The sequence below is a fragment of the Pseudaestuariivita atlantica genome, assembly GCF_001205715.1.
Lineage (GTDB): Bacteria > Pseudomonadota > Alphaproteobacteria > Rhodobacterales > Rhodobacteraceae > Pseudaestuariivita > Pseudaestuariivita atlantica.
Genome location: NZ_AQQZ01000006.1, coordinates 226,104 through 246,651 on the forward strand (window position 1 = coordinate 226,104; position 20,548 = coordinate 246,651).

At 65.3% G+C, this 20,548-nt stretch carries 26 protein-coding genes and 1 tRNA gene; 18 read left to right on the forward strand and 9 right to left on the reverse strand.

Annotation, left to right across the window (positions count from 1 at the left end):
* Window positions 1-93: 93 nt before the first annotated feature.
* From ATO11_RS14435 to ATO11_RS22395, 12 genes are all read left to right on the forward strand, one after another.
* Window positions 94-1,737, forward strand: coding sequence for an amidohydrolase (locus tag ATO11_RS14435; RefSeq protein ID WP_050531604.1), 1,644 nt, complete (start codon window positions 94-96; stop codon window positions 1,735-1,737).
* Window positions 1,734-2,657 (forward strand): CobW family GTP-binding protein, encoded by a 924-nt coding sequence (locus ATO11_RS14440; protein WP_050531605.1) that lies wholly within the window; start codon window positions 1,734-1,736, stop codon window positions 2,655-2,657. The genes ATO11_RS14435 and ATO11_RS14440 overlap by 4 nt, the downstream gene beginning before the upstream one ends.
* A gap of 42 nt (window positions 2,658-2,699) precedes the next feature.
* A complete protein-coding gene (locus tag ATO11_RS21830) occupies window positions 2,700-3,074 on the forward strand; it encodes a M48 family metalloprotease (RefSeq protein WP_134643128.1) in 375 nt (124 codons plus the stop codon).
* 166 nt (window positions 3,075-3,240) lie between these two features.
* Window positions 3,241-3,669, forward strand: a complete 429-nt coding sequence (locus ATO11_RS14445) for an Hsp20/alpha crystallin family protein (protein WP_050531606.1) — start codon at window positions 3,241-3,243, stop codon at window positions 3,667-3,669.
* A gap of 15 nt (window positions 3,670-3,684) precedes the next feature.
* Complete coding sequence (locus tag ATO11_RS14450; RefSeq protein WP_050531607.1) at window positions 3,685-4,083, forward strand: Hsp20/alpha crystallin family protein; 399 nt, start codon at window positions 3,685-3,687, stop codon at window positions 4,081-4,083.
* A 19-nt stretch (window positions 4,084-4,102) separates the two neighbouring features.
* Entirely contained in the window at window positions 4,103-4,594 is a 492-nt protein-coding gene (locus tag ATO11_RS14455) for an Hsp20/alpha crystallin family protein (protein WP_050531608.1), read from the forward strand.
* 261 nt (window positions 4,595-4,855) lie between these two features.
* A complete protein-coding gene (locus ATO11_RS14460) occupies window positions 4,856-5,800 on the forward strand; it encodes a DnaJ C-terminal domain-containing protein (RefSeq protein ID WP_050531609.1) in 945 nt (314 codons plus the stop codon).
* Complete coding sequence (locus tag ATO11_RS14465) at window positions 5,797-6,135, forward strand: MerR family transcriptional regulator (protein WP_050531610.1); 339 nt, start codon at window positions 5,797-5,799, stop codon at window positions 6,133-6,135. Before ATO11_RS14460 ends, ATO11_RS14465 begins: the two co-directional genes overlap by 4 nt.
* A 5-nt stretch (window positions 6,136-6,140) precedes the next feature.
* Entirely contained in the window at window positions 6,141-6,446 is a 306-nt protein-coding gene (locus ATO11_RS14470) for a hypothetical protein (RefSeq protein ID WP_134643129.1), read from the forward strand.
* A gap of 75 nt (window positions 6,447-6,521) precedes the next feature.
* A complete protein-coding gene (cls, locus tag ATO11_RS14475; RefSeq protein ID WP_082176349.1) occupies window positions 6,522-7,940 on the forward strand; it encodes a cardiolipin synthase in 1,419 nt (472 codons plus the stop codon).
* Between the two features lie 5 nt (window positions 7,941-7,945).
* Window positions 7,946-8,671 carry an endonuclease/exonuclease/phosphatase family protein gene (locus ATO11_RS14480; RefSeq protein ID WP_050531613.1) on the forward strand — a complete coding sequence of 242 codons (726 nt, stop codon included), beginning with the start codon at window positions 7,946-7,948 and terminating at the stop codon, window positions 8,669-8,671.
* 58 nt (window positions 8,672-8,729) lie between these two features.
* The gene (locus tag ATO11_RS22395; RefSeq protein ID WP_165586983.1) at window positions 8,730-8,825 is read left to right on the forward strand and encodes an exopolysaccharide biosynthesis protein; all 96 of its coding nucleotides are present in this window, start codon (window positions 8,730-8,732) and stop codon (window positions 8,823-8,825) included.
* Between the two features lie 368 nt (window positions 8,826-9,193).
* Here ATO11_RS22395 and ATO11_RS14485 read toward each other — a convergent pair whose 3' ends face one another.
* On the reverse strand, window positions 9,194-9,610 hold the full coding sequence (locus tag ATO11_RS14485) for a MerR family transcriptional regulator (protein ID WP_050531614.1): 417 nt from the start codon (window positions 9,608-9,610) through the stop codon (window positions 9,194-9,196).
* Window positions 9,611-9,686: 76 nt separating this feature from the next.
* Here ATO11_RS14485 and ATO11_RS14490 point away from each other — a divergent pair, with 76 nt between their 5' ends.
* Genes ATO11_RS14490 through ATO11_RS14510 form a run of 5 tightly spaced genes read left to right on the forward strand, consistent with a single transcriptional unit; the run spans window position 9,687 to window position 12,329 of the window.
* Window positions 9,687-10,073: a mercuric transporter MerT family protein gene (locus ATO11_RS14490; protein ID WP_050531615.1), complete on the forward strand. Its 387-nt coding sequence runs from the start codon at window positions 9,687-9,689 to the stop codon at window positions 10,071-10,073.
* 13 nt (window positions 10,074-10,086) lie between these two features.
* Window positions 10,087-10,392, forward strand: a complete 306-nt coding sequence (locus ATO11_RS14495; RefSeq protein WP_050531616.1) for a hypothetical protein — start codon at window positions 10,087-10,089, stop codon at window positions 10,390-10,392.
* 8 nt (window positions 10,393-10,400) lie between these two features.
* On the forward strand, window positions 10,401-10,622 hold the full coding sequence (gene merF, locus ATO11_RS14500) for a mercury resistance system transport protein MerF (protein WP_050531617.1): 222 nt from the start codon (window positions 10,401-10,403) through the stop codon (window positions 10,620-10,622).
* Window positions 10,615-12,039, forward strand: a complete 1,425-nt coding sequence (merA, locus tag ATO11_RS14505) for a mercury(II) reductase (RefSeq protein ID WP_050531618.1) — start codon at window positions 10,615-10,617, stop codon at window positions 12,037-12,039. Before merF ends, merA begins: the two co-directional genes overlap by 8 nt.
* Before the next feature lie 5 nt (window positions 12,040-12,044).
* Window positions 12,045-12,329 (forward strand): hypothetical protein, encoded by a 285-nt coding sequence (locus ATO11_RS14510; RefSeq protein WP_050531664.1) that lies wholly within the window; start codon window positions 12,045-12,047, stop codon window positions 12,327-12,329.
* A gap of 356 nt (window positions 12,330-12,685) precedes the next feature.
* Here the strand turns inward: ATO11_RS14510 and ATO11_RS14515 are convergent.
* From ATO11_RS14515 to ATO11_RS14530, 4 genes are all read right to left on the reverse strand, one after another.
* Window positions 12,686-12,775, reverse strand: a tRNA-Ser gene (locus ATO11_RS14515).
* Between the two features lie 50 nt (window positions 12,776-12,825).
* Complete coding sequence (locus ATO11_RS14520; RefSeq protein WP_242601427.1) at window positions 12,826-14,181, reverse strand: cytochrome P450; 1,356 nt, start codon at window positions 14,179-14,181, stop codon at window positions 12,826-12,828.
* Window positions 14,178-15,371, reverse strand: a complete 1,194-nt coding sequence (locus ATO11_RS14525; RefSeq protein WP_050531619.1) for a hypothetical protein — start codon at window positions 15,369-15,371, stop codon at window positions 14,178-14,180. Before ATO11_RS14525 ends, ATO11_RS14520 begins: the two co-directional genes overlap by 4 nt.
* Before the next feature lie 71 nt (window positions 15,372-15,442).
* On the reverse strand, window positions 15,443-16,195 hold the full coding sequence (locus tag ATO11_RS14530) for a cytochrome c biogenesis CcdA family protein (RefSeq protein ID WP_050531620.1): 753 nt from the start codon (window positions 16,193-16,195) through the stop codon (window positions 15,443-15,445).
* Between the two features lie 94 nt (window positions 16,196-16,289).
* Between ATO11_RS14530 and ATO11_RS14535 the strand changes: the two genes are divergently transcribed.
* Entirely contained in the window at window positions 16,290-16,511 is a 222-nt protein-coding gene (locus tag ATO11_RS14535) for a sulfurtransferase TusA family protein (protein WP_110553716.1), read from the forward strand.
* Window positions 16,512-16,515: 4 nt separating this feature from the next.
* Here ATO11_RS14535 and ATO11_RS14540 read toward each other — a convergent pair whose 3' ends face one another.
* From ATO11_RS14540 to ATO11_RS14555, 4 genes are read right to left on the reverse strand one after another with little or no spacing between them, the layout of a single operon-like run.
* Window positions 16,516-17,265 (reverse strand): proteasome-type protease, encoded by a 750-nt coding sequence (locus ATO11_RS14540; RefSeq protein ID WP_050531622.1) that lies wholly within the window; start codon window positions 17,263-17,265, stop codon window positions 16,516-16,518.
* 24 nt (window positions 17,266-17,289) lie between these two features.
* On the reverse strand, window positions 17,290-18,090 hold the full coding sequence (locus ATO11_RS14545) for a transglutaminase family protein (RefSeq protein ID WP_050531623.1): 801 nt from the start codon (window positions 18,088-18,090) through the stop codon (window positions 17,290-17,292).
* Window positions 18,091-18,094: 4 nt separating this feature from the next.
* Window positions 18,095-19,036, reverse strand: coding sequence for an alpha-E domain-containing protein (locus tag ATO11_RS14550; protein WP_050531624.1), 942 nt, complete (start codon window positions 19,034-19,036; stop codon window positions 18,095-18,097).
* Window positions 19,037-19,039: 3 nt separating this feature from the next.
* The gene (locus ATO11_RS14555) at window positions 19,040-20,437 is read right to left on the reverse strand and encodes a circularly permuted type 2 ATP-grasp protein (protein WP_242601430.1); all 1,398 of its coding nucleotides are present in this window, start codon (window positions 20,435-20,437) and stop codon (window positions 19,040-19,042) included.
* Between the last annotated feature and the right edge of the window lie 111 nt (window positions 20,438-20,548).

The window sequence follows — 20,548 nt, forward strand, 5'->3', positions numbered from 1 at the left end:
CCGCGCGATTACAAAAGTGATTTTCGCGACCGATTGACAACCGGCACCCGGATTGCCTTCACTTCCCGCTGCAAACCGCGCCGCGAGGACCCCATGCCAGATATCACGATCTATGCTGCCCGGAAGATCATCACGATGAACCCCGCGCAGCCCGTGGCGACGCATGTCGCGGTGCGCGACGGGCGCATCCTCGGCGCCGGATCGCTGGATGACCTGACCGGCTGGGGCGACCATACGGTTGACGACCGCTTCGCCGAAAAGGTGCTGATGCCCGGTTTCGTCGAAGGCCACGCCCACGCGATGGAAGGCACGCTGTGGCGGAAGGTCTATTGCGGGTATTTCGACCGCACCGATCCCGCGGGGCGCACGTGGCCGGGCCTCACATCCGTCGACGCGGTTCTTGAACGGCTGGCCGAGGCCGAGGCGGCGCTGGACGATCCCAACGCGCCCTTGGGCGGGTTCCAGTTCGACCCGATTTACATGGACAACGCCACCGTCGACCGCACGCAGCTTGACGCGCTGTCCACGACCCGGCCCATCGGCATCCTGCATGCCTCGGGACATATCATGATCGTCAACTCCAGGGCGCTGGAGCTTGCGGGCCTCATGCGGACGGGCATCAACCACCCCGGCATACCGCTTGGCCCCGACGGGATGCCGACGGGCGTGCTGAAAGGCCCCGAGGTCTACATGCCCGTGGCACCGCATGTGGGGTTCAACCGTTCGGCCACCGATGCCGACGAACAGGGCCTGCGCGATTTCGCCCGGCTTTGCGTGCGCACCGGCACGACCACGATCACCGACCTCGCCTCCCGCCTCGAACCCGACGCGGTGGAGATGATGCTGCGCGTCACCGGGGAGGCGCGCTTCCCCGCCCGCCTCGTCCCGCTCAAGTTCTTCATGGGCCACACGCCGCAGGACCTTGTCGACTACACCGTCAGCCTGCGCGACCGGTCGACCGACAAGCTACGGCTGGGCCGGATCAAGGTGATCGCCGACGGCTCGATCCAGGGGTTCACCGCCCGGCTGCGCGCGCCCGGATACTACAACGGCGCACCGAACGGGCTGTGGTACATCGCGCCCGAGCAGCTGGCCGACATCTATCGCCTCGCGCTGGAGCACGGCGTGCCGGTGCACACCCACACCAACGGGGACGAGGCGACCGACCTCGTTCTCGACACGCTGGGACCCGCGCTGATGCAGCACCCCTCCCGCGACCACCGGTTCACGCTGCAGCACTGCCAGTTGGCCGATGCCGCGCAGTTCCGCCGGATCAAGGCGCTGGGGATGTGCGTGAACCTGTTTGCCAACCACCATTTCTACTGGGGGGACGAGCATTACCGCCTGACCGTCGGCCCGGAACGCGCCACGCGCATGAATGCCTGCCGCACGGCGCTGGACACGGGCGTGCCCATGGCGATCCATTCCGACGCGCCGGTCACGCCGCTCGCGCCGCTGTTCACCGCCTGGGCCGCCGTCAACCGCATCACCGCCTCGGGCCGCGTTCAGGGCGCGCATGAGCGCATCAGCGTGGACGAGGCGCTTTACGCCATCACCCTCGGCGCGGCCTATACCCTGCACCTTGATGGCGAGGTCGGCTCGATCGAGGCGGGCAAGTCCGCCGATTTCGCCGTGCTCGACGCCGACCCGACCGACGTCGCGCCCGAAGACCTGAAGGACGTGCCCGTCTGGGGCACGGTCATCGCGGGCCAGGTCCACGCGGCCGCCGACCAGTGACCACGCCCGTCACCGTCATCGGCGGCTACCTTGGCGCGGGCAAGACGACGCTCATCAACCGGATGCTGCGTCATGCGGACGGCCAGCGCATCGCGGTTCTGGTCAACGAATTCGGCGCGCTGTCGATCGACGAGGACCTGATCCTCGCGCAGGACGGCGACGTGATCTCGATCGCGGGCGGCTGCATCTGCTGCGCCTTCGGGGACAACCTGATGGGCGCGATCACCGACATGACGGCGCGCACCCCCCGCCCCGACCACATCGTGATCGAGGCGTCCGGCGTCGCCATCCCCGGCTCCATCGCGGCGACGCTGTCGCTGGTGGCGGGCGTGTCCTTTGCCGGCACGGTGGTTCTGGCCGATGTCGAGACGGTCGAGGCGCGGGCGCGCGACAAGTACCTGTCCGACACGATCCTGCGCCAGCTGGACGGCGCGGACCTGGTGGTGCTGACCAAGACCGACCTTGTGGACAGCGCCGACATAGCACGGGTCGAAGACTGGCTGAACGCCCTGCACGGTTCCGCCCGGATCCTGCACGCGCCGAACGGGACAGAGATCAACGCCCTCCTGCTGGGCGTCATCGCCGATCCCGCCGTCGCGGATACCGGCCCGCCCCGCGACCACTCCGCCGCCTACGAAGCCCTCGCCTTCCAGCAGACCGCGCCCACCGAGGCCGCCATCCTCGCCGAACGCCTCGCGCACCCCGACCTCGGCCTCATCCGCGCCAAGGGCTTCGCACGGCAACCGGATGGCGACATGCGGGAAATCCAGATCGCGGGCGCGCGCTGGCAGGTCACCGCCGTCGCCCCGGACACGCCGGGCAACCTCGTCTGCATCGCCCTGCGCCCGTGGCCTGCGAAAGCGCGCTGTATCGAGATCATGGCCGGTCACGGCTATGCCCCGGTCGCGCAATCCCGATAACGGATGATGTGAGGAAACGAGACCGGGACCGAACGGACGGTCGTGCTGGCCGACGAGACCGCGCCTGTTGCAAACCGGGACCTTTGGCTCATGGCCTGCGCTGATGCCATGTCGCGCGCGGTGTCCTTGGCGTCGTGGATTGGTCAGCGTATTCTCTTGATGACGGTGCCTTTGTCGATTTCCGGGCTGGCATATGTGCCCTGGCATGTCCCGCTGCTATCCAAGACACCTCGTCCCCTGATCGCGCGCATCGGTTGCAACTTGGGTCGCCGCCCGACCGGCCGTGGTTTTCGGTCCTTGCGGCGTCTTCAGGAAAATTTTTTCTGCCGCCCTCTTGAAGTTGCCAAAGCCGGAAACTTTCTAGGATTCGAAACGCCCGTCTGGGGTTTCACGGATACGCAGAAAAGGTTCGGCTGAGACAGCGGACCGCCCCACGTTCGCCGGAACGGGAATGATGAGGCAACGCGACTGATACCCATCGCTGCTTTCTGCGGCGACCCTTTTCTCATGGCCGTCCTCCGTGGGCGTTTCGATCCGTCGTGACCACCGTCACGACCCCGATTGGAAGCGAAGGAGGCGAGACATGTACTACCCAACCTACACACGTCGAAGCGATCCGTTCGCGCTCATGCGTTCCATGATGCGCAGTATGGACGATGGCAACATGGCCCGCGGTACTCGGGCCACATTTCCTGCCGTGAACATCTGGCAGGGCGACGACGCGGTCGCAATCACTGCAGAACTGCCGGGTGTCGACGCTGCAGACATCGACATCTCGGTCAAGGACAACGTTCTGACCCTGTCCGGGGAACGCAAGATGCCGACCCTTCCCGAGGGCGCAAAATGGCATCGCAGCGAGCGCGGCTACGGCAAGTTCACCCGCTTCATCCAACTGCCGTTCGCGGCCACCGACGACAAGGTCGAGGCCCGGATGGCACACGGTGTTCTGCGGGTCGTGATCGGTCGGCCCGAAGAGGACAAGCCGAAGAAGATCCAGATCAAGGCTGCATGAGAGGAGGAAAGGACAATGTCCAAGGAAGTCACTCAAGCCACTGAAAAGACGCCGTCCGAAGCGCCGGAAACCACAAGCGGTGCCCGCATCTATCGCCCGCTCGCGGATATCATGGAGACCGACGACGGCGTGACGCTGATGCTCGAAATGCCGGGCGTCGCCGCCGAGGACGTGGATGTCACGCTGGAGAAACGCGTGCTCTCGATCCGCGGCAAGGTGCAACCGACCGCGCCCGAAACGCTGCAACTGGCCTATGCCGAATACGGCGAAGGCGATTTCGAACGCAGCTTCACCCTGTCGGACGATTTCGACCCCGACAAGATCGACGCATCGGTGGTCAACGGTGTGCTGACGCTGATGCTGCCTCGTGCATCCGAAGCGCAGCCCAAGAAGATCGCCGTGAAAAGCGCTTAACCACGGAAGGAGAAGACCTATGCAAATCAGGGACCTTATCCCCTGGGCGCGCAAGGATCATGCGCCCGAACCGAAATCCGAAGACACCAACCCGATCGCCACGCTTCAGCATGAAATGAACCGGGTGTTCGATGGCTTTCGAAACCGCCTTGGGGACCTCGACTGGCCCTGGGGCAACGGCGAAGCCAAGTCGGACGTGGTCGAGACGAACGACACCGTCGAGGTTTCGATCGAATTGCCCGGCATGGACATGAAAGACATCGAGGTCTCGGTCACCAACGACATGCTGACCGTGAAGGGCGAGAAGAAGATCGAGCGGCAGGAGGAGAAGAAAGGCTATTACCTCTCCGAGCGCAGCTATGGCGCGATCTACCGCACGATCCCGCTGCCTCCGGGCGTGGATGGCGAAAAAGCCGACGCCAGCTTCAGGAACGGCGTGTTGACCATCAAGCTGCCGCAAACGGCTGAAGCCAAGGCCAAGGTCAAGCAGATCGAGGTCCGGGCGGCGTGAACCCGTGAACGCCCGGCGGCATGCCTGCCGCCGGGCAACCGCCAACCCCATGCAAAGGAAAGGAGACAGGAATGACGCGTACATCACTTCTCGCCAGCACCGCTCTGGCCGCACGTGTAGCTCTGAGCTCCGTCTCTTGGGCACGGCTCGCACGTGTGAACGGGCGACCGGACTGCCCTGCAATGCCGGCCTGCGCACCGGTTTGAAACAAGCCCAGAACGCCTTGACGCCCGTTGCGCCATTGGCGGTGGAGACAACGAGATGAGCAACGATCCCTACAAGACACTCGGCGTTCCCAAAACGGCATCCGATGCCGAAATCAAGAAGGCCTACCGCAAGCTGGCCAAGGAATTGCACCCCGACCTGAATCCCGACGATGCGGCGAAACAGGAACGGTTCAAGGCCGTCTCGGCGGCCTATGACCTGTTGGGCGATCCGGAAAAACGCCGCCGCTTCGATGCCGGCGAAATCGACGCCAGCGGCCAGGAACGTGCGGACCGGCAATATTATCACGAATATGCCGGACAGGATTCAGGTCGACGTTATGATCGCGGCCCCGGTTTCGGCGCGACGATGAGCGAAGAGGATCTTGGCGATATCTTCTCGCAGTTCTTCGGCCAGGGCGGCGCGCACGGACGGGGTGGCTTCGGCGGTGATTTCCATGCCCGCGGCCAGGATCTTCACTATCACCTCGAGGTTGATTTTCTCGATGCCGCAAGGGGTGCGAGGAAGGCCGTGACCATGCCCGACGGGCAGCAGTTGCAAGTCTCGATCCCGCCCGGCACCGGAGACGGTACGACCCTGCGGTTGCGCGGCAAGGGCGGCAAGGGACTTGGTGAGGGCGACCGCGGGGATGCGCTGATCTCGATAAATGTGCGCCCGCATCCGGTCTTTGTCCGCGAGGGTGACACGATCGAAATGGAGCTGCCGATCACCTTCGACGAAGCGGTTCTGGGTGCCAAGGTGGATGTCCCGACCATCGCGGGCCCCGTTTCGATGAGCATTCCCAAGGGGGCGTCCTCGGGGCAGAAACTTCGCCTGCGCGGCAAGGGCGTTTGCAGGCCCAAGGGCAAAGCCGGCGACCAGATCGTGCGTCTGAAAATCGTGCTGCCGGACCGGATTGATGCCGAGATGGAAGACATTGCCCGGCGCTGGCGCGAGGCCTCTACCTTCGATCCGCGGGCCAAGCTGAGGAGGATGGCATGAGACTGAGTGAAGACAAGGTGCTTGCCGAGATACGCCGCCTCACTCGGCGCGATCTGCGCCACTGGGTTCGCCAAGGCTGGGTGCGGCCCGTCATCGGCGAAACCGGTCCCCTCTTCGATACGCTCGATGTCGCCCGGCTGCGGCTGCTTTGCGATCTGCGAAAAGACATGGCCGTCCCTGCAAGCACGATGCCGGTCGTTCTGTCCTTGCTTGACCAGCTGCACCAAACCCGGAGGGACTTGGTCCGTCTGCTGTCCATCCTCGAAGACCAGCCGCGCGACGTACGCGCCGCTTTTGAACGCCAGTTGCGAGCCAGGAATCCGGAACAGGAGTGAATGACATGCACACTGATCTCGAAGTCTACTATCAGCTTCTCCTGAGAAGTTATCGCAGGTATCTTGAGGCCGAACGGCGTGTTTCATCCGCCCGTGAAGGCCTCCGGGAGGTTTTCCCGGTGCGGGAGATCCCGTATCACGGGACAATCGGCGCGCCCGGATCCCGGTTCCGCCGATTGTACGATGAACGCGCCTCTGCACTGTTCCGTCTGCAATCGGCCCACGAAAAGTTCCGGGCGGCCCAGCGACGGGTCGAGCGCCGGAACGCGAGCACCTGCGACGTTTTTCTGATCGGGTGGCAAAAGGACTGAGCCGCCGCGCGGCAACTGGAAGGATTGTCGCGATAAGCGGGGGTCTGGAAACGAAACTTGATCGGGTGTGCGCCTTTGACATCAACCGTTATCTCCATCCTCGCCGTTATCGGGATCGGTGTGACCGCGTATTGTGTCTGGCGCGCAATAATATCGGCACGCACACCGCAAGGCGCGGTGGCGTGGACCGTGTTTCTGGTGTCGTCCCCCTGGTTCGCGGTGCCGGCCTTCCTCGTGCTGGGACGGCGCAAGCTGCGCGATTATCGGGCGGAATGGCGACGTAGCCGCGAAATCGTCAGGGGCTTCGGCCCGGATGGTGCGTCGAGGCTCCCTCAAACCGGAAAACGTGCGGCCCTTACCGCTCTCGAACGGATCGGCGGACTTCCGTTCGCCCCCGGCAACCAGGTGCAGTTATTGGTCAATGGCGACGCGACATTCGATGCCATCTGCGCCGCGATTGATGACGCCCGAACCACGGTCTGCGTCCAGTTCTATACCATCCGGGACGACACGATCGGTCGCAGGCTTTCCGAGCATCTTGTCCGAGCGGCGAAGCGCGGCGTGAAGGTCAGGACCATGTACGATGGTGTCGGCAGCCAGAAACTGTCCAATCGCTGGGTGCGTGCGCTCGAAGAGGCCGGTGTCGTTGTTCTGAATCCGGATCAGGCACGAGGACCGACATCCCGGATCGAGATCAACTTTCGCAATCACCGCAAGACGGTGATCATCGACGGCGTGATCGCTTTCATTGGCGGGCACAATGTCGGAGACGAGTATCTTGGCCGGGACCCCAAGGTCGGACCCTGGCGCGATACCCATCTCGAAGTTCGCGGGCCAGTTGCCCTGCAGGCCCAGATGGTCTTTGCCGAGGACTGGCACTGGGCAAGCGGCGAAGCACTGGGGGACGAGTTGGATTGGAAACCGCCGGGCCATGCAGTGCCGGGTACGGGGCAGATTGCGGCCCTCGTGCCGACCGGGCCGGGTGACGAGATGGACAGCGGAACGCTGATGTTCATAACCGCGATCTCGGCCGCGAGCGAACGCATCTGGATCGCGTCTCCCTATTTCGTGCCCGACAGCGACATCCTGTCGGCCCTTATTGCGGCGGCGCTGGCCGGCAAGGATGTGCGGATCCTGCTTCCCGAAGCCATCGATCACTACCTGCCGTGGCTCGCCGCGCATGCCTATTTCGACCAAGTGCGGGCGGCGGGTGTCCGGATCATGCGCTACAAACGCGGTTTCATGCACCAGAAGGTCATTCTGATCGATGACGATCTGGCCGCCGTGGGGACCGCCAATCTGGACAACAGGTCCTTCCGGCTCAATTTCGAAAGCATGGTGTTCGTTGCTGATACCGGTTTCGCCGGCGAGGTCGAAGAGATGCTGCGCGCGGATTTCGAACAAAGCCAAGAACACGAAATCCGCCTGCAGGATTGTGGTTACAGGATTCGTTACGGGGCCCCGGTGGCGCGGCTCTGGGCACCGGTCCTGTGAAATCCATGCGCATCGTCACGTATAATATCCGCAAGGGCGTTGGCCTTGATCGCAAGCGTGATCCCATGCGTATCCTGAGGGTCTTGCGGAAAATCGACGCGGATATCGTGGTTCTTCAGGAGGCGGACCGGCGTCTTGGAAAGCGCCCGTCGGCCTTGCCTTTGGAGATGATCCGGGGAGAGACCGACTACCAGATCGTCGATCATGCCGGGAGCGATGTCAGCCTTGGCTGGCATGGGAATGCAATGCTGGTGCGCGAGGGTCTCAAGCACGATTCAACCGATCGTGTCGACCTGCCAGGACTTGAGCCTCGGGGCGCCATTTGCACCGCGTTTGACGGCATGACCGTTGTCGGCACCCACCTGGGACTGCTGCGGTTCCACCGGCATCAACAGATGGAACGGATCAGGGACCTTGTCGGCGGCGACGCATCCCGGCCAGCGCTCGTTGCCGGTGACTTCAACGAGTGGTCTGAAACATCCGGTTTCGAGCCATGGGAAGACATGTTCGACGTTCTTCGACCCGGTCGGACGTTTCATGCCGCGCGCCCGATGGCACGGCTTGACGGGTTTGCAGCGACACCGGTTCTCAACATCTTGAAAGCGGGTATTCAGGAAACGGACGAAGCCTCGATTGCATCGGATCATCTGCCGACGTGGATCGATATTGAGCGCGAAACGCATGCAGGCACCGGGGCCGAAGATCGGCAGAGCGCGGATAACGGTCCATGAAAGAAAACGCGCCCCCGCCTTCTTTGGGACTCTCCCCGCCCGGCAAAATGCCGAAGGCATGACCTACCATGATCTGCCCGGCACCTTGGGCAATCGCTCCCATGGGGCCGCGATCGTGGTGCTTGCCCTGCCCTGCACGGTTCCCATGCCCTAAGACATTCCAACGCTGTGTGGGGCTGGCGCGCGCCCATCGGGTGGTCCGGTTCGATCATTGGTGCATCATCGGTCCGTGGTCCACCGCGACCATGCTTTCGGGTGGTGGATGATGGCCCAACGAGTTGTGCCGCCTGACCGTGTGGTAGTGACGCCGCCATTGCCTGGACGGATCACGTACATCCTCGGGCCCTGTCTCGGGGGGGGCAACGTCAGACCTTTTCGGACGACCATGGGCCACCGGCACGTCTTCGATCCATTATGGCCGTACCACGATGGGATTGACGGCTTCAAAGACCGGGCGGATCGCAAAACGACCGAGGCCCGCTCTCGCCACGGGTGGCGCGCGGGAAAAACCTGGACGTCAACTCAAGCGTCAAAGAGCGTTTCGATGATCGGACAGTCCGGAACGTCGCCCTTCGCGCATTCGGCCGCCATTCCGGTGAGCGCTCGTTCGAGCTTCCCAAGATGCCTGATCTTGTCCTTGACCGTTCCCAGGTGCTCCATCGTCATGGTGTGCACGTCGCGGCAGCTCACCCCGTCCTGATCCACCATCGTCAGCATTGCCCGTATCTCGCCGATGCTGAATCCGAGCTCGCGGCTGCGCTTGATGAACGTCAGGCGCTTGAGATGGCCGTGGGTATATTGGCGGTTGCCGCCGGCGGTGCGGTCCGGTTTCGGCATCAGTTCGATACGCTCGTAGTATCGGATCGTCTCGATGTTCACCCCGGTCTCGCGGGACATTGCACCGATCGGATAGCCTCGCGCGTTCGTGATCCGTGCCATCCGCGAAACCCCTTGCACCTGTAGTCGCTACAGACGGTACGCCTGATGCCAGACCGGATCAATCGGGAACCCGAACATGACGTCAGAGGCGAATACCGTGCCCGAAAAGGAAAGCGATCTCGGCACCAGGGCTGCGACGGCGGGCGGCATTCTTGGCGCGCTCGCGATGACATCGTGCTGCATCCTCCCCTTGGTGCTGTTCAGCCTTGGCGCAACGGGCGCATGGATCGGCCAGCTGGGCGCGCTTTACCAGTTTAAGTGGCTCTTCTTTGCTTTCGCGGGCGCCTCGCTCGCCTACGGGTTCTGGAAAGCGTACCGCGCCGCGCCCCGGAGTTGTGCCGACGGCAGCTGCGATCGACCGTTGAACCGGCGCTTCATGAAAGGCGCGCTCTGGACGGCTACGCTGGTCGTCGCGCCCTCGCTTGCATTCCCCTACATCGCCCCGCCGCTCCCCGGATACTGAGAAAGGATACCCCATGCGCAACACGCTCCTGGCCCTCGGCCTGACCCCGATGACCGCCGGTATCGCCTCTGCCGGGGAACGCCAGGCCCGGATCGAGGTCACGGGGCTCTGGTGCCCGTCGTGCTCCTGCATCGTCGGCGAAGCCCTGCAGACGTCGCAGAACGTCGAGATCGTCGAGTTCGAAGGGACCGACAGCGGCGACGCCGGCATCTACACGATCACCTTCGACGACGCGCTGACCACTCTCGACGAAATCGTCGTGCAGCCCGCGGCCTATGGCTACAGCGCCGTGTTGCTCGACGACCCCTCGCAATCGTGAGGCCGGACATGAAGGACAAGCTCCTGCTGACCGGTGTGATCGGGACCGTCATCGCCGCGCTTTGCTGTTTCACACCGGTTCTCGTGGTCCTGCTTGGCGTGGTCGGGCTGTCGGCGCTGACCGGCGTTCTCGACTATGTCCTTATCCCTGCCCTCGTCTTCTTCGTTCTTCTCACGATTTACGCGCTCGTCCGCCGGGCCCGCTCCCAACAGGAAAATTCCGATGTCTGACGTCTGCTCGAACGGAAACGGAACCTACGATCTCGCCGTGGTCGGCGCCGGGTCGGCCGGGTTCTCCGCGGCGATTACCGCCGCCGAGGATGGCGCGCGGGTGGCGTTGATCGGTCACGGGGTCATCGGCGGCACCTGCGTTAACGTGGGCTGCCTGCCCTCGAAGGCGATGATCCGCGCGATGGAGGTGATGCACGCGCCACGAGCCGCCCGGCGCTTCGACGGGATCGAGGCCGAGGCGCGGATCACCGACTGGGCCGCCGTCGTGCGCCAGAAGCAGGCCTTGGTCGACGACCTGCGCGCGGCGAAATACATCGACGTCCTGCGGCGACACAACGGCATCGCCTACCTCGAAGGTGCGGCAAGCTTCGGCGAGGACGGCGTGCTGACGGTGGACTGCGCGCCGATCTCGGCCGGAAAGATCGTCCTCGCGACCGGATCGCGCCCGTATGTGCTGGATATTCCGGGCATGACCGATGTCCGCCACCACGACAGCACGTCGATCCTGGAACTGGAGCGGCTGCCCGGTTCCCTGATCGTCATGGGCGGCGGATACATCGGGGTCGAACTGGCGCAGGTGTTCGCGCGGGCCGGCGCGCGCGTCACGATCGTCACGCGCCGCGGGCTGTTGCCGGAGGCCGAGCCCGAGATCGGCGCTGCGCTGACACAGGCTTTCGAGGACGAAGGCATCGCGGTCAGGACCGTGACCTCCTACAAGCGCGTCGCCCAGGCAGGCGGTGAGATCGCCCTGACGGTCCAGACCGATGGCAGAGCCGAGACGCTTCGCGCCGAGGAACTGCTGCTCGCGACGGGCCGCGTGCCGAACACGGAAAGCCTCGCGCTCACGCGCGCCGGGATCGAGACAAACGGCCGCGGCGGCATCAGGGTCGACGACCGGATGCGGACGAGCCGCGCGGGTGTCTACGCCGCCGGCGATGTGACCGGACGGGACCAGTTCGTCTACATGGCAGCCTACGGCGCCAGGCTCGCGGCGAAGAACGCGCTGAACGGCGACAGCCTCGTCTACGACAACAGCGCCATGCCGGCGGTCGTCTTCTCGGATCCGCAGGCCGCAAGCGTCGGCCTGACCGAAGCTGCAGCCGGGGCGGCGGGTCACGACGTGCGCACCTCGGTCCTGCCGCTCGACGCCGTTCCACGGGCCCTTGCGGCGCGCGACACGAGGGGCCTCATCAAGCTGGTGGCCGACGGGCCGTCAAAGCGGCTTCTGGGCGCGCATATCCTCGCGCCGGAAGGTGCCGACAGCATCCAGACCGCCGCCATGGCCCTGAGGGCGGGCCTGACCTACGAGGATCTGGGCGCGATGATCTTTCCCTACCTGACAACGGTCGAGGGGCTGAAACTGGCCGCTCAGACCTTCGAGAAGGACGTGGCGGCACTCAGCTGCTGCGCAGGGTGATGCACATGACCGATCCCAAGCGCCTCCGCGATCTGACCGCTTCTCCGCTGGGTTTCGCGCTGCACTGGGGTTTGCCGATTGTCGCGATGCTGGCGGTGACCGGTGTGCTGCACCCCGTGAAGACCTGGGCCTCGGTGGCAGCCCTGGCCTGGATGGGCGGCGCCTGTCTCAGGAACGCGCATCGCTGCGGTCGGCGCCATTGCTTCTGGACCGGGCCGTTCTTCCTCGTGATGACGCTGCCGGTCCTGGCCTATGGTTATGGCGCGGTGCCGTTCGACATCGACGGCTGAACATGGCTGGTTATCACGATCGGCGCCGGTGCCGTCCTGGTCACCGCCATCACCGGGCGCGGCGGCAAGTATTCGTGACCGGCGGCTGCACAAGTTCCCGACTGAACTGGCAGGCGGCCACTGATCCGTAAGCCGCCGGGGGCACTCGCGGTGCAGCCGACATTCGATCGAACGGCGCGGCGCTGGTCCGGGCTCACGCAGCCGGCGCACGTTCTTCGCCGACAATTCGGCCCTGAAAGACCGCTTCCGGCCCGCTCGTCGAAGGGGCCGGTGTTCAGCCCGTCCCGCATAACCCTCGAAAGCAACGGGGAAATCCGGGCAAGGCCGAAGCCGCAGGAACTGTTCGTCGAAGGAAGTGGCGGAGCGGAAGGGATTCGAACCCTCGAGACGGTTTCCCGCCTACACACTTTCCAGGCGTGCGCCTTCGACCACTCGGCCACCGCTCCGCCGTCGGGGATACTCAAGCCCCGCCCCGAGGGCAAGGCGCAAAACGGGGCTACCGGGGGGTCAGGCGCAACCTGATGCCGTCGCGCGACCGCACGGTCAGGTGCGCCACGGGGACCGGGGCGTCGCCCACCGGTTCGATGCGGAAGGCGCGCAGGATGCGGGCGAGCAGCAGAACGCCCTCGACCATGGCGAAACCGGCGCCGGTGCAGACCCGCGATCCGGCGGAAAACGGGATGAAGGCCTCGCGCAGGCAGGTCTTGCCGTTCTCCGTCCCGAACCGGGCGGGATCGAAGGCGTCGGGGTCGTCCCACAGGCGGGTATGGCGGTGCAGGTGCCACGGCGACAGCACCATCTGCGCGCCGGGCGCGATGTCGCGGTCGCGGAAGCGTTCCGGGCAGGTCGCCTCGCGCACCATCATCGGCACGGGCGGATAAAGTCGCAGCGCCTCGCGGAAGACGTCGCGGGTGATGCGCAGTTTCGAGATTTCCGAGAAATCCCCGGTCTCCAGCGCCGCCGCCTCGTCGGCGATCCGCTCCTGCCAGTCGGGGTAACGCGCCACGAGGTAGAGCGCCCATGCCAGCGCCGAGGCCGAGGTTTCGTGCCCGGCAAGGAAGAAGATCGCCACCTGGTCGACCATTTCGGACGTGTCGAACAGATCGCCCGTCTCCGGGTCGCGGGTCGTCATGATCTTGGTGGCAAGGTCGTCGGGCGCGGTGCCCGCCGCGATGGCCGCCTGCCGGTCGTCGCAGAGGCGCGTGATCAGCCGCCGGATCACGCGGGCCGAGGCGCGCGTGTCCCGCCCGAAGAACCGGGGCATCCAGCGTGGCAGGGGCACGAAAGCGGCGAGGTTCAGGATGGGTTGCGAGCGTTGATAGGTGCGGAACTCGGCAAAGACCTCGCGCGCAATTTCGTGTTCGATGGGGATGGAGAACAGCGTGCGGAAGATCACGTCGGCGGCGGCGTGGCTGGTCTCTTCCTCGATCTCGACGGTGTCGCTACGCAGCGCCCGCAACCGCGCGACGGCGGCATCGGCGGCAGCCCACATCGCGGGATACGTGTCGCGCAGGCGCCCGCCCTCGAACGCCGGGTCGATGATGCGGCGCTGGCGTTTCCACGTCTCGCCGTTGGTCAGGAAGACGGAATTGCCCAGAAGCGGGCGCAACCCCTCGCCGATCCGGTCGGATTTCGGGAAATCGTCGGGCCGCCGCTTCAGCACCTCGGTCACGAGATCGGGCTGGTTCAAGAGGTAGGACCGGAAAAACGGCGTGCGGAACTCGGCCATCCACGCGCGGTAGAGCCGCGCGGGCTGCGCCGACAGGATATCCTGCCGGAAAAGCCGCATGTAGCGCCAGAGCGAGACCTTGTCGGGGCGCGGGGCGGGTTTGGGCGGCAGGTCCGCCGTCACGCGGCGAGGCTCGTGAATTTCGACACCGCCGCCTCGATCCGGGATTTCGACGCCTTGCGCTTGCCGTAGCGGTCCCACAGGCGCAAAGGCCCGGCCGTGATGCGGAAATAGTCGTAATCGCGCGGGCGGTCGAAGGCGCACATGTATTGAAAATGCCTGCGGAAAAAGCGCCAGCGCAAGGATTTGTGGAACTCGGGCGACAGGGATTCGCTGAAGGCGGCGGAAAAGACCAGCGGCCAGCGCGTGTCGGGGCCGGCAACGCCCGACACCGCCACCGGATCGCACAGCGCGAAGGTCGCGCCGTCGCCGGGTGCCGTCACGTCGACCCACGGGATCACGTCCTGACTGCCCATCTCGGCCAGGTCGCGGCGCAACTGGTGGGCGTCCTTCAGGAAGGACACCATCGGCACCACCTGCCCCAGCGACAGGAACGCGACGCGGCCCGGCGCGATGCGGCCCGCGCGCAGCAGTTCGGCCAGAACGCTCACACCCAGATGCGCGCCCGAGGAATGGCCGACGACCAGCACCTCGTCCACGTCCGTCTCTGCCGCCGCGGCGATGCGGTCGCCGAATTCGGCCATGCGCGCGACAAGCTCGGGCGAATAGGCCCCGCCCGTGCGCGCCGAATAGGCGTAGTCGTGCATCAGGTAATAGGCGAAGAACTTCGCGTCCTTCTTCTTGAACCATGCCAGCACCGGCCAGACGACGGCGAGGCCCAGCACGGAAGCCCACGGGTGCAGGAAGGACAGGCCCCAGCCCACGACCCCCGCCAGCGCCAGCGCGAGGATCAGTTGCAGCGTGAGGAAGATGATGGGGTAGAGCGCCGCGATGACCGGCCCGCGCCGCAGGCGCATCAGCCGCCACAACACGCCCGGCGCGATATAGGCCCATGCGGTGCGCACCAGTTGCAGGTAGGTCTGGGTGATCCCCTGCTCCATCGATCCCTTGACGATGTCGGACCAGACCAGCACCTCGAACTCGGTCTCCGTCACGGAGCCGTCCATCGACGCCTCGGTCCGCCAGCCGAACCCGCCCTTGATCGACTTGGGTTTGAGCGTGATGTCATAGCCCGAGATCGCGGCCTGCTTGGCGCTTTCGGTGCGGTACAGCTCGCGGTACCGACGCGGATGGATCGGGTCATAGCCGGGGATATAGAATACCCGGCGGGTCCGTACGGGGGTAACTGCCATGGCCCCTACCTTAGGCTTGTTTTGCCAAGGCTACCCCAACTATTTGGCGGAATTTGGGCGGTGCGGCCCGGTCACCCGAAGAGCGCGAGCGTCGGGAACGTCTCGAGCAGCCAGAAGGACAGCGCCGAAAAGGCCCCGGTCAGAAGCATGATGCCGACGACCACCAGCAGCCCGCCCATGATCTTCTCGATCAGCGGCAGGTGCGGCTTGATGCGGTTCATCACGCCCATGGCGCGGGTCAGGAACATCGCGGCCAGAAGGAACGGGATGCCAAGCCCCGCGGCATAGACGCCCAGCAGCAGCGTGCCGCGCGCCACGTCCGCCTCGGACGCGGCCAGCGACAGGATCGCGCCCAGTTGCGGGCCGATGCAGGGCGTCCAGCCGAACGCGAAGGCAAGGCCGAGGATATAGGCGCCGAACGCGCTGCCGCCGGTCTCTCCCGTGTCGATCCGCGCCTCGCGGTTGAGGAAGGGGATGGTCAGAACGCCGAGGAAATGCAGCCCGAAGACGATCACCACGACACCTGAAATACGCGCGAAAAGTTCCTGATTTTGCAGGAAAAACGCACCAAACGCCGAGGCCGTGAAGCCAAGGAACAGAAACACCGTCGACAGGCCAAGGACAAAGGACACCGCCGCACCGATGGCGCGACGACGCGCGGTGCGATCGCCCTCGATCTCGGAGATGCCGACGCCCGACATGTAGGCAAGGTAGGGCGGCACGATGGGCAGCACGCAGGGGCTGAGGAACGAGATGATGCCCGCCGTCAGCGCGATCAGCATCGCCGGCAACAGACCTGCATCTATGATGTCGAACCCGAACATGCTGCCTCTCTACGACGCGCGCGGGGCGGCGTCACCCCACCTTCCGCTCACAAGATTGTGGACGCGCTGTAACAGGGGCCTTATGTGGCGCGGCATGACGACGCTCGACGCCACGGGTCTGCTGTGCCCCCTGCCCGTTCTGAAACTGCGCAAGCGCCTGCAGGCGCTTGAGGCGGGCGCGTGCATCACGATGCAGGCCGACGATCCCGCCGCGCGTATCGACGTGCCGCATTTCTGCGCGGAATCGGGGCACGAACTGGTCGAGACGTCCGAAGACGGGCCGGTCCTCACCTTCGTAGTGCGAAAGAACGGCTGACCGGTCAGTCCGGGATGGCGTCGAGGTCGAAATCGGGCAGCGAATAGAAGGCCTGTTTGAGCGCCGCGCCCCAGCTTTCCGACAATTGCCGGAAATAGGGATCGTTCGCCTCGATCCGCCACGACTTGCCCAGCGCCAGCGCGTCGCGTGGCAGGATCTGCACGTCGAGCGGCGCATCGACCGACAGGTTCGCCTTGATCGTCGAATCGAAGCTCACCATCAGCAGTTTCACGGCGTTCTCGAAACTCATGCCCGCTTCCAGCGCGCGGACGAGGATCGGGCGGCCATACTTGGTCTCGCCGATCTGGAAGAACGGCGTGTCGTCGCTCGCCTCGATGAAATTGCCCTCGGGGTAGACGAGGAACATGCGCATCGGGCCGCCCCCGATCTGTCCGGCGACGATCAGCGTCGCGCCGAAGGCGTCGGCACCGGGGCCACCGTCCTGCCCGGCCTGGTCGACGATCACCTCTTTCAGCGTGTCGCCCACGATCCGCGCCACCTGGAACATCGACGGCGCGCGCAGGATCGACGGGTCGCGGTCCTCGGGCGCCTTCATGCGCTCTTCCAGCAGCGACACGACCGCCTGCGTGGTGGCAAGGTTGCCCGCCGTCATCAGCACCAGCGCGCGTTCGCCCGGCTCTTCCCACGTATGCATCTTGCGAAAGGTCGAGATGTTGTCGACGCCCGCATTGGTGCGCGTGTCGGACATGCAGACGATCCCGGCATCAAGCGCCAGCGCCACGCAATATGTCATCTCAGGATACCCGCCTCATTCGATCTATTGCTGTTCGACCCGCAGCGCCACGTCGAGCGTTTCCGCACCCGCGCCGAACCTCAGCCCAGATACGGGCGCGGCGTCGGTATAGTCAAACCCGGTGGCGACCTTGACGTAACGTGCATCGGGGCAAATGCCGTTCGACACGTCGAACCCGACCCATCCCAGCCCCTCGGTCCAGGCCTCGGCCCAGGCGTGGCTGGCATCCTGGTCGATACGGTCGTCCAGCATCAGGTAGCCCGACACGTAGCGCGCGGGCACACCCATGGCGCGGGCGGCGGCGATGAAGACATGCGCGTGGTCCTGGCACACGCCGTTGCCGGCTTCCAGCACGTCCTCGGCGCTCATGCTGACCTCGGTGCTGCCGGTGCGATAGCTCACCGCGTCGGCCACGGCGCGCGACAGGGCGTGCATGCGGTCAAGGTCGCTTTGATCCTCGTCCAGCGATTTCACCAGCGCCCGCACGCCCGGCCCCGGCTGGGTCAGGGGTGTCGTGCGTTCGAAGAGCCACATCGGCAGGAAGCCCGCATGGCGGCCCACGACGCCGCTGGTATCCTCGGTCGAGACCTCGCCGGAACAGGTGATCGTCACCTCGGTGGTGTTTTCCGCGAACGAGATCAGCTGCACCGTGTTCATGTGCGCGTCGCGGTAACTCAACTCCTCCCGCGCGCCGTCAAAGGCGACGTCCCACGACAGCACCTCCTGCGTGCCGTGGCTTTTCGGGGTCTTGCGCACCTGTTGCAGGCCGTAGGCCATCGGCGTGTCGAAGCGATAGGTGGTCTGGTGGGTGATTTTCAGGAGCATGGGGTCACGCGATAAACCGGTAATCTTCTTCGATCTGGCGGCCCAGCGCCGACAGGTCGCGGATGAATCCCGCCACCTCCTCGTGCAGGCCGGCCTCGAACACGGCCTCGATCGTCTGTCCCTCCAGATGCGCAGTCAGCGCGTCGGCGGCCTCCTGGCTTTGCATCCGCGCGCCGTATTGCATCGCGATATGGCCCAGGTTCTCGCTCAGCTTGCGCACGCAGAACTTCAGCGACCGCGGCATGCGCCCGTCGAAGATCAGGAACTCCGCGATATCGAGGGGCTGGGTATCGCCGCCATAGGCCATACGAAAAGCGCCCTCGGCAGAGACCGCGCGCAGGATCGTCTCCCACTGCACGTTGTCGAGCGTCGACCCCACATGCAGGGCCGAGGGCAGCAGCACGTAGTATTTCACGTCCAGAAGCCGCGCGGTGTTGTCGGCGCGTTCCAGGAAGGTGCCGATGCGTGCGAAGTTGTAGATGTCGTTGCGCATCATCGTGCCGTGCAGTGCGCCCCGCACGAAGGCCGACCGCGTCCGGATCGTGCCCAGCACCTCGGGCAGGTCGCGTTCGGGCACCCGCCGCGCCAGCACGTCGCGCAGGGTGAGGTAGCACTCGTTCACCGCCTCCCACACCTCGCGGGTCAGCGCGGTGCGCACGGTGCGCGCATTGTCGCGCGCCATCGCCACGATCTGCATGACCGAGGCCGGGTTGTCCCGGTCGCGCAGCAGGTAATCGACCACCGCCTGCGGCTCGGTCGCGTCGTATTTCGCGTCGAACCCCGCCTTGGCGCCCAGCGCGGCGAGGATCGAGGCCCATTCCGCCTCGGCCGACGAGGACCGGGTGAGCGCGATGCGCTGTCCCGCCTCCACCAGCCGCGCGGTGTTTTCCGACCGTTCGAGGTAGCGGAACATCCAGTAGAGGCCGCCTGCGGTTTTTCCCAGCATGGCCTAGTCCTCCAGCACCCAGGTGTCCTTGGTGCCCCCGCCCTGCGACGAGTTCACCACCAGCGACCCCTTCTTCAGCGCGACCCGCGTCAGGCCGCCGGGCGTGATGGTGATCTTGTCGGGCGATACCAGCACGAAGGGCCGCAGGTCGACGTGGCGGGGCGCAAGGCCGGACCGGGTGAAGATCGGCACGGTCGACAGCGACAGCGTCGGTTGCGCGATGTAATTGCCGGGCCGTGCCGTCAGCTTGGCGCGGAACGCCGCCAGTTCCTTCTTGGATGCCGCCGGCCCCACCAGCATGCCGTAGCCGCCCGACCCGTGCACCTCCTTGACCACCAGTTCCGACAGGTGATCCAGCACGTAGGCCAGCGCGTCGGGGTCCGAACAGCGCCATGTCGGCACGTTTTCAAGGATCGCCTTCTCACCGGTGTAGAATTCGACGATGTCGGGCATGTAGCTGTAGATCGCCTTGTCGTCGGCGATGCCGGTGCCGGGCGCGTTGGCGATGGTGATGCCGCCCGCGCGGTAGACGTCCATGATGCCGGGCACGCCCAGCATCGAGTCGGGATTGAAGTTCAGCGGGTCGAGGAAGTCGTCGTCCACCCGGCGGTAGAGCACGTCGATCGGCTGGTAGCCTTGCGTCGTGCGCATCGCCACGCGCCCGTCGACCACCCGCAGGTCGTGCCCCTCCACCAGTTCCACCCCCATCTGGTCGGCGAGGAACGAGTGCTCGTAATAGGCCGAGTTGTGGATGCCCGGCGTCAGCACCGCGACGCAGGGCTTGCCGTCGGTCGCGGCGGGCGCGCAAGCCGCCAGCGACTGGCGCAGCGACTTGGGATATTGCGACACCGGCCGCACCCGGTTGCGCGCAAACAGCTCGGGGAACATCCGCAGCATGGTTTCGCGGTTTTCCAGCATGTAGCTCACGCCCGATGGCGTGCGCGCATTGTCCTCCAGCACGTAGAACTGGTCTTCGCCCGTGCGCACAAGGTCGACGCCCACGATATGGGTCCAGACATTGCCCGGCGGCGTGGTGCCCACCATCTGGGGCAGGAACGCCTCGTTCCGCGCGATCATCTCGACCGGCAGGCGGCCCGCGCGGATGATCTCCTGCCGGTGATAGATGTCGTGCAGGAAGGCGTTGATGGCGCGCACGCGCTGCTCGATCCCGCGCTCCAGCCGCGTCCATTCGCGGGCCGAGATGACGCGCGGCACGATGTCGAAGGGGATCAGGCGCTCTGCCGCCTCTTCGCGGCCATAGACGTTGAAGGTGATGCCGGTGACGCGGAACACCTCCTCGGCCTCGCGCGCCTTCTTGCGCAGTCGTGCCGGATCCTGTTCGGAAAACCACGAGCCATATGTCTGGTAAGGCGTTCTGAACGCATCGGACCCGACGAGCATCTCGTCGAAAGGAGCGGGCTTGGTCATGGAGACAGGATAGCCAGAGAATTGAACGATGTGAAAGGCCTAACCCCTTTGCCGCAGGTTTGGTTCCCGCGCGGGCGCGCGATG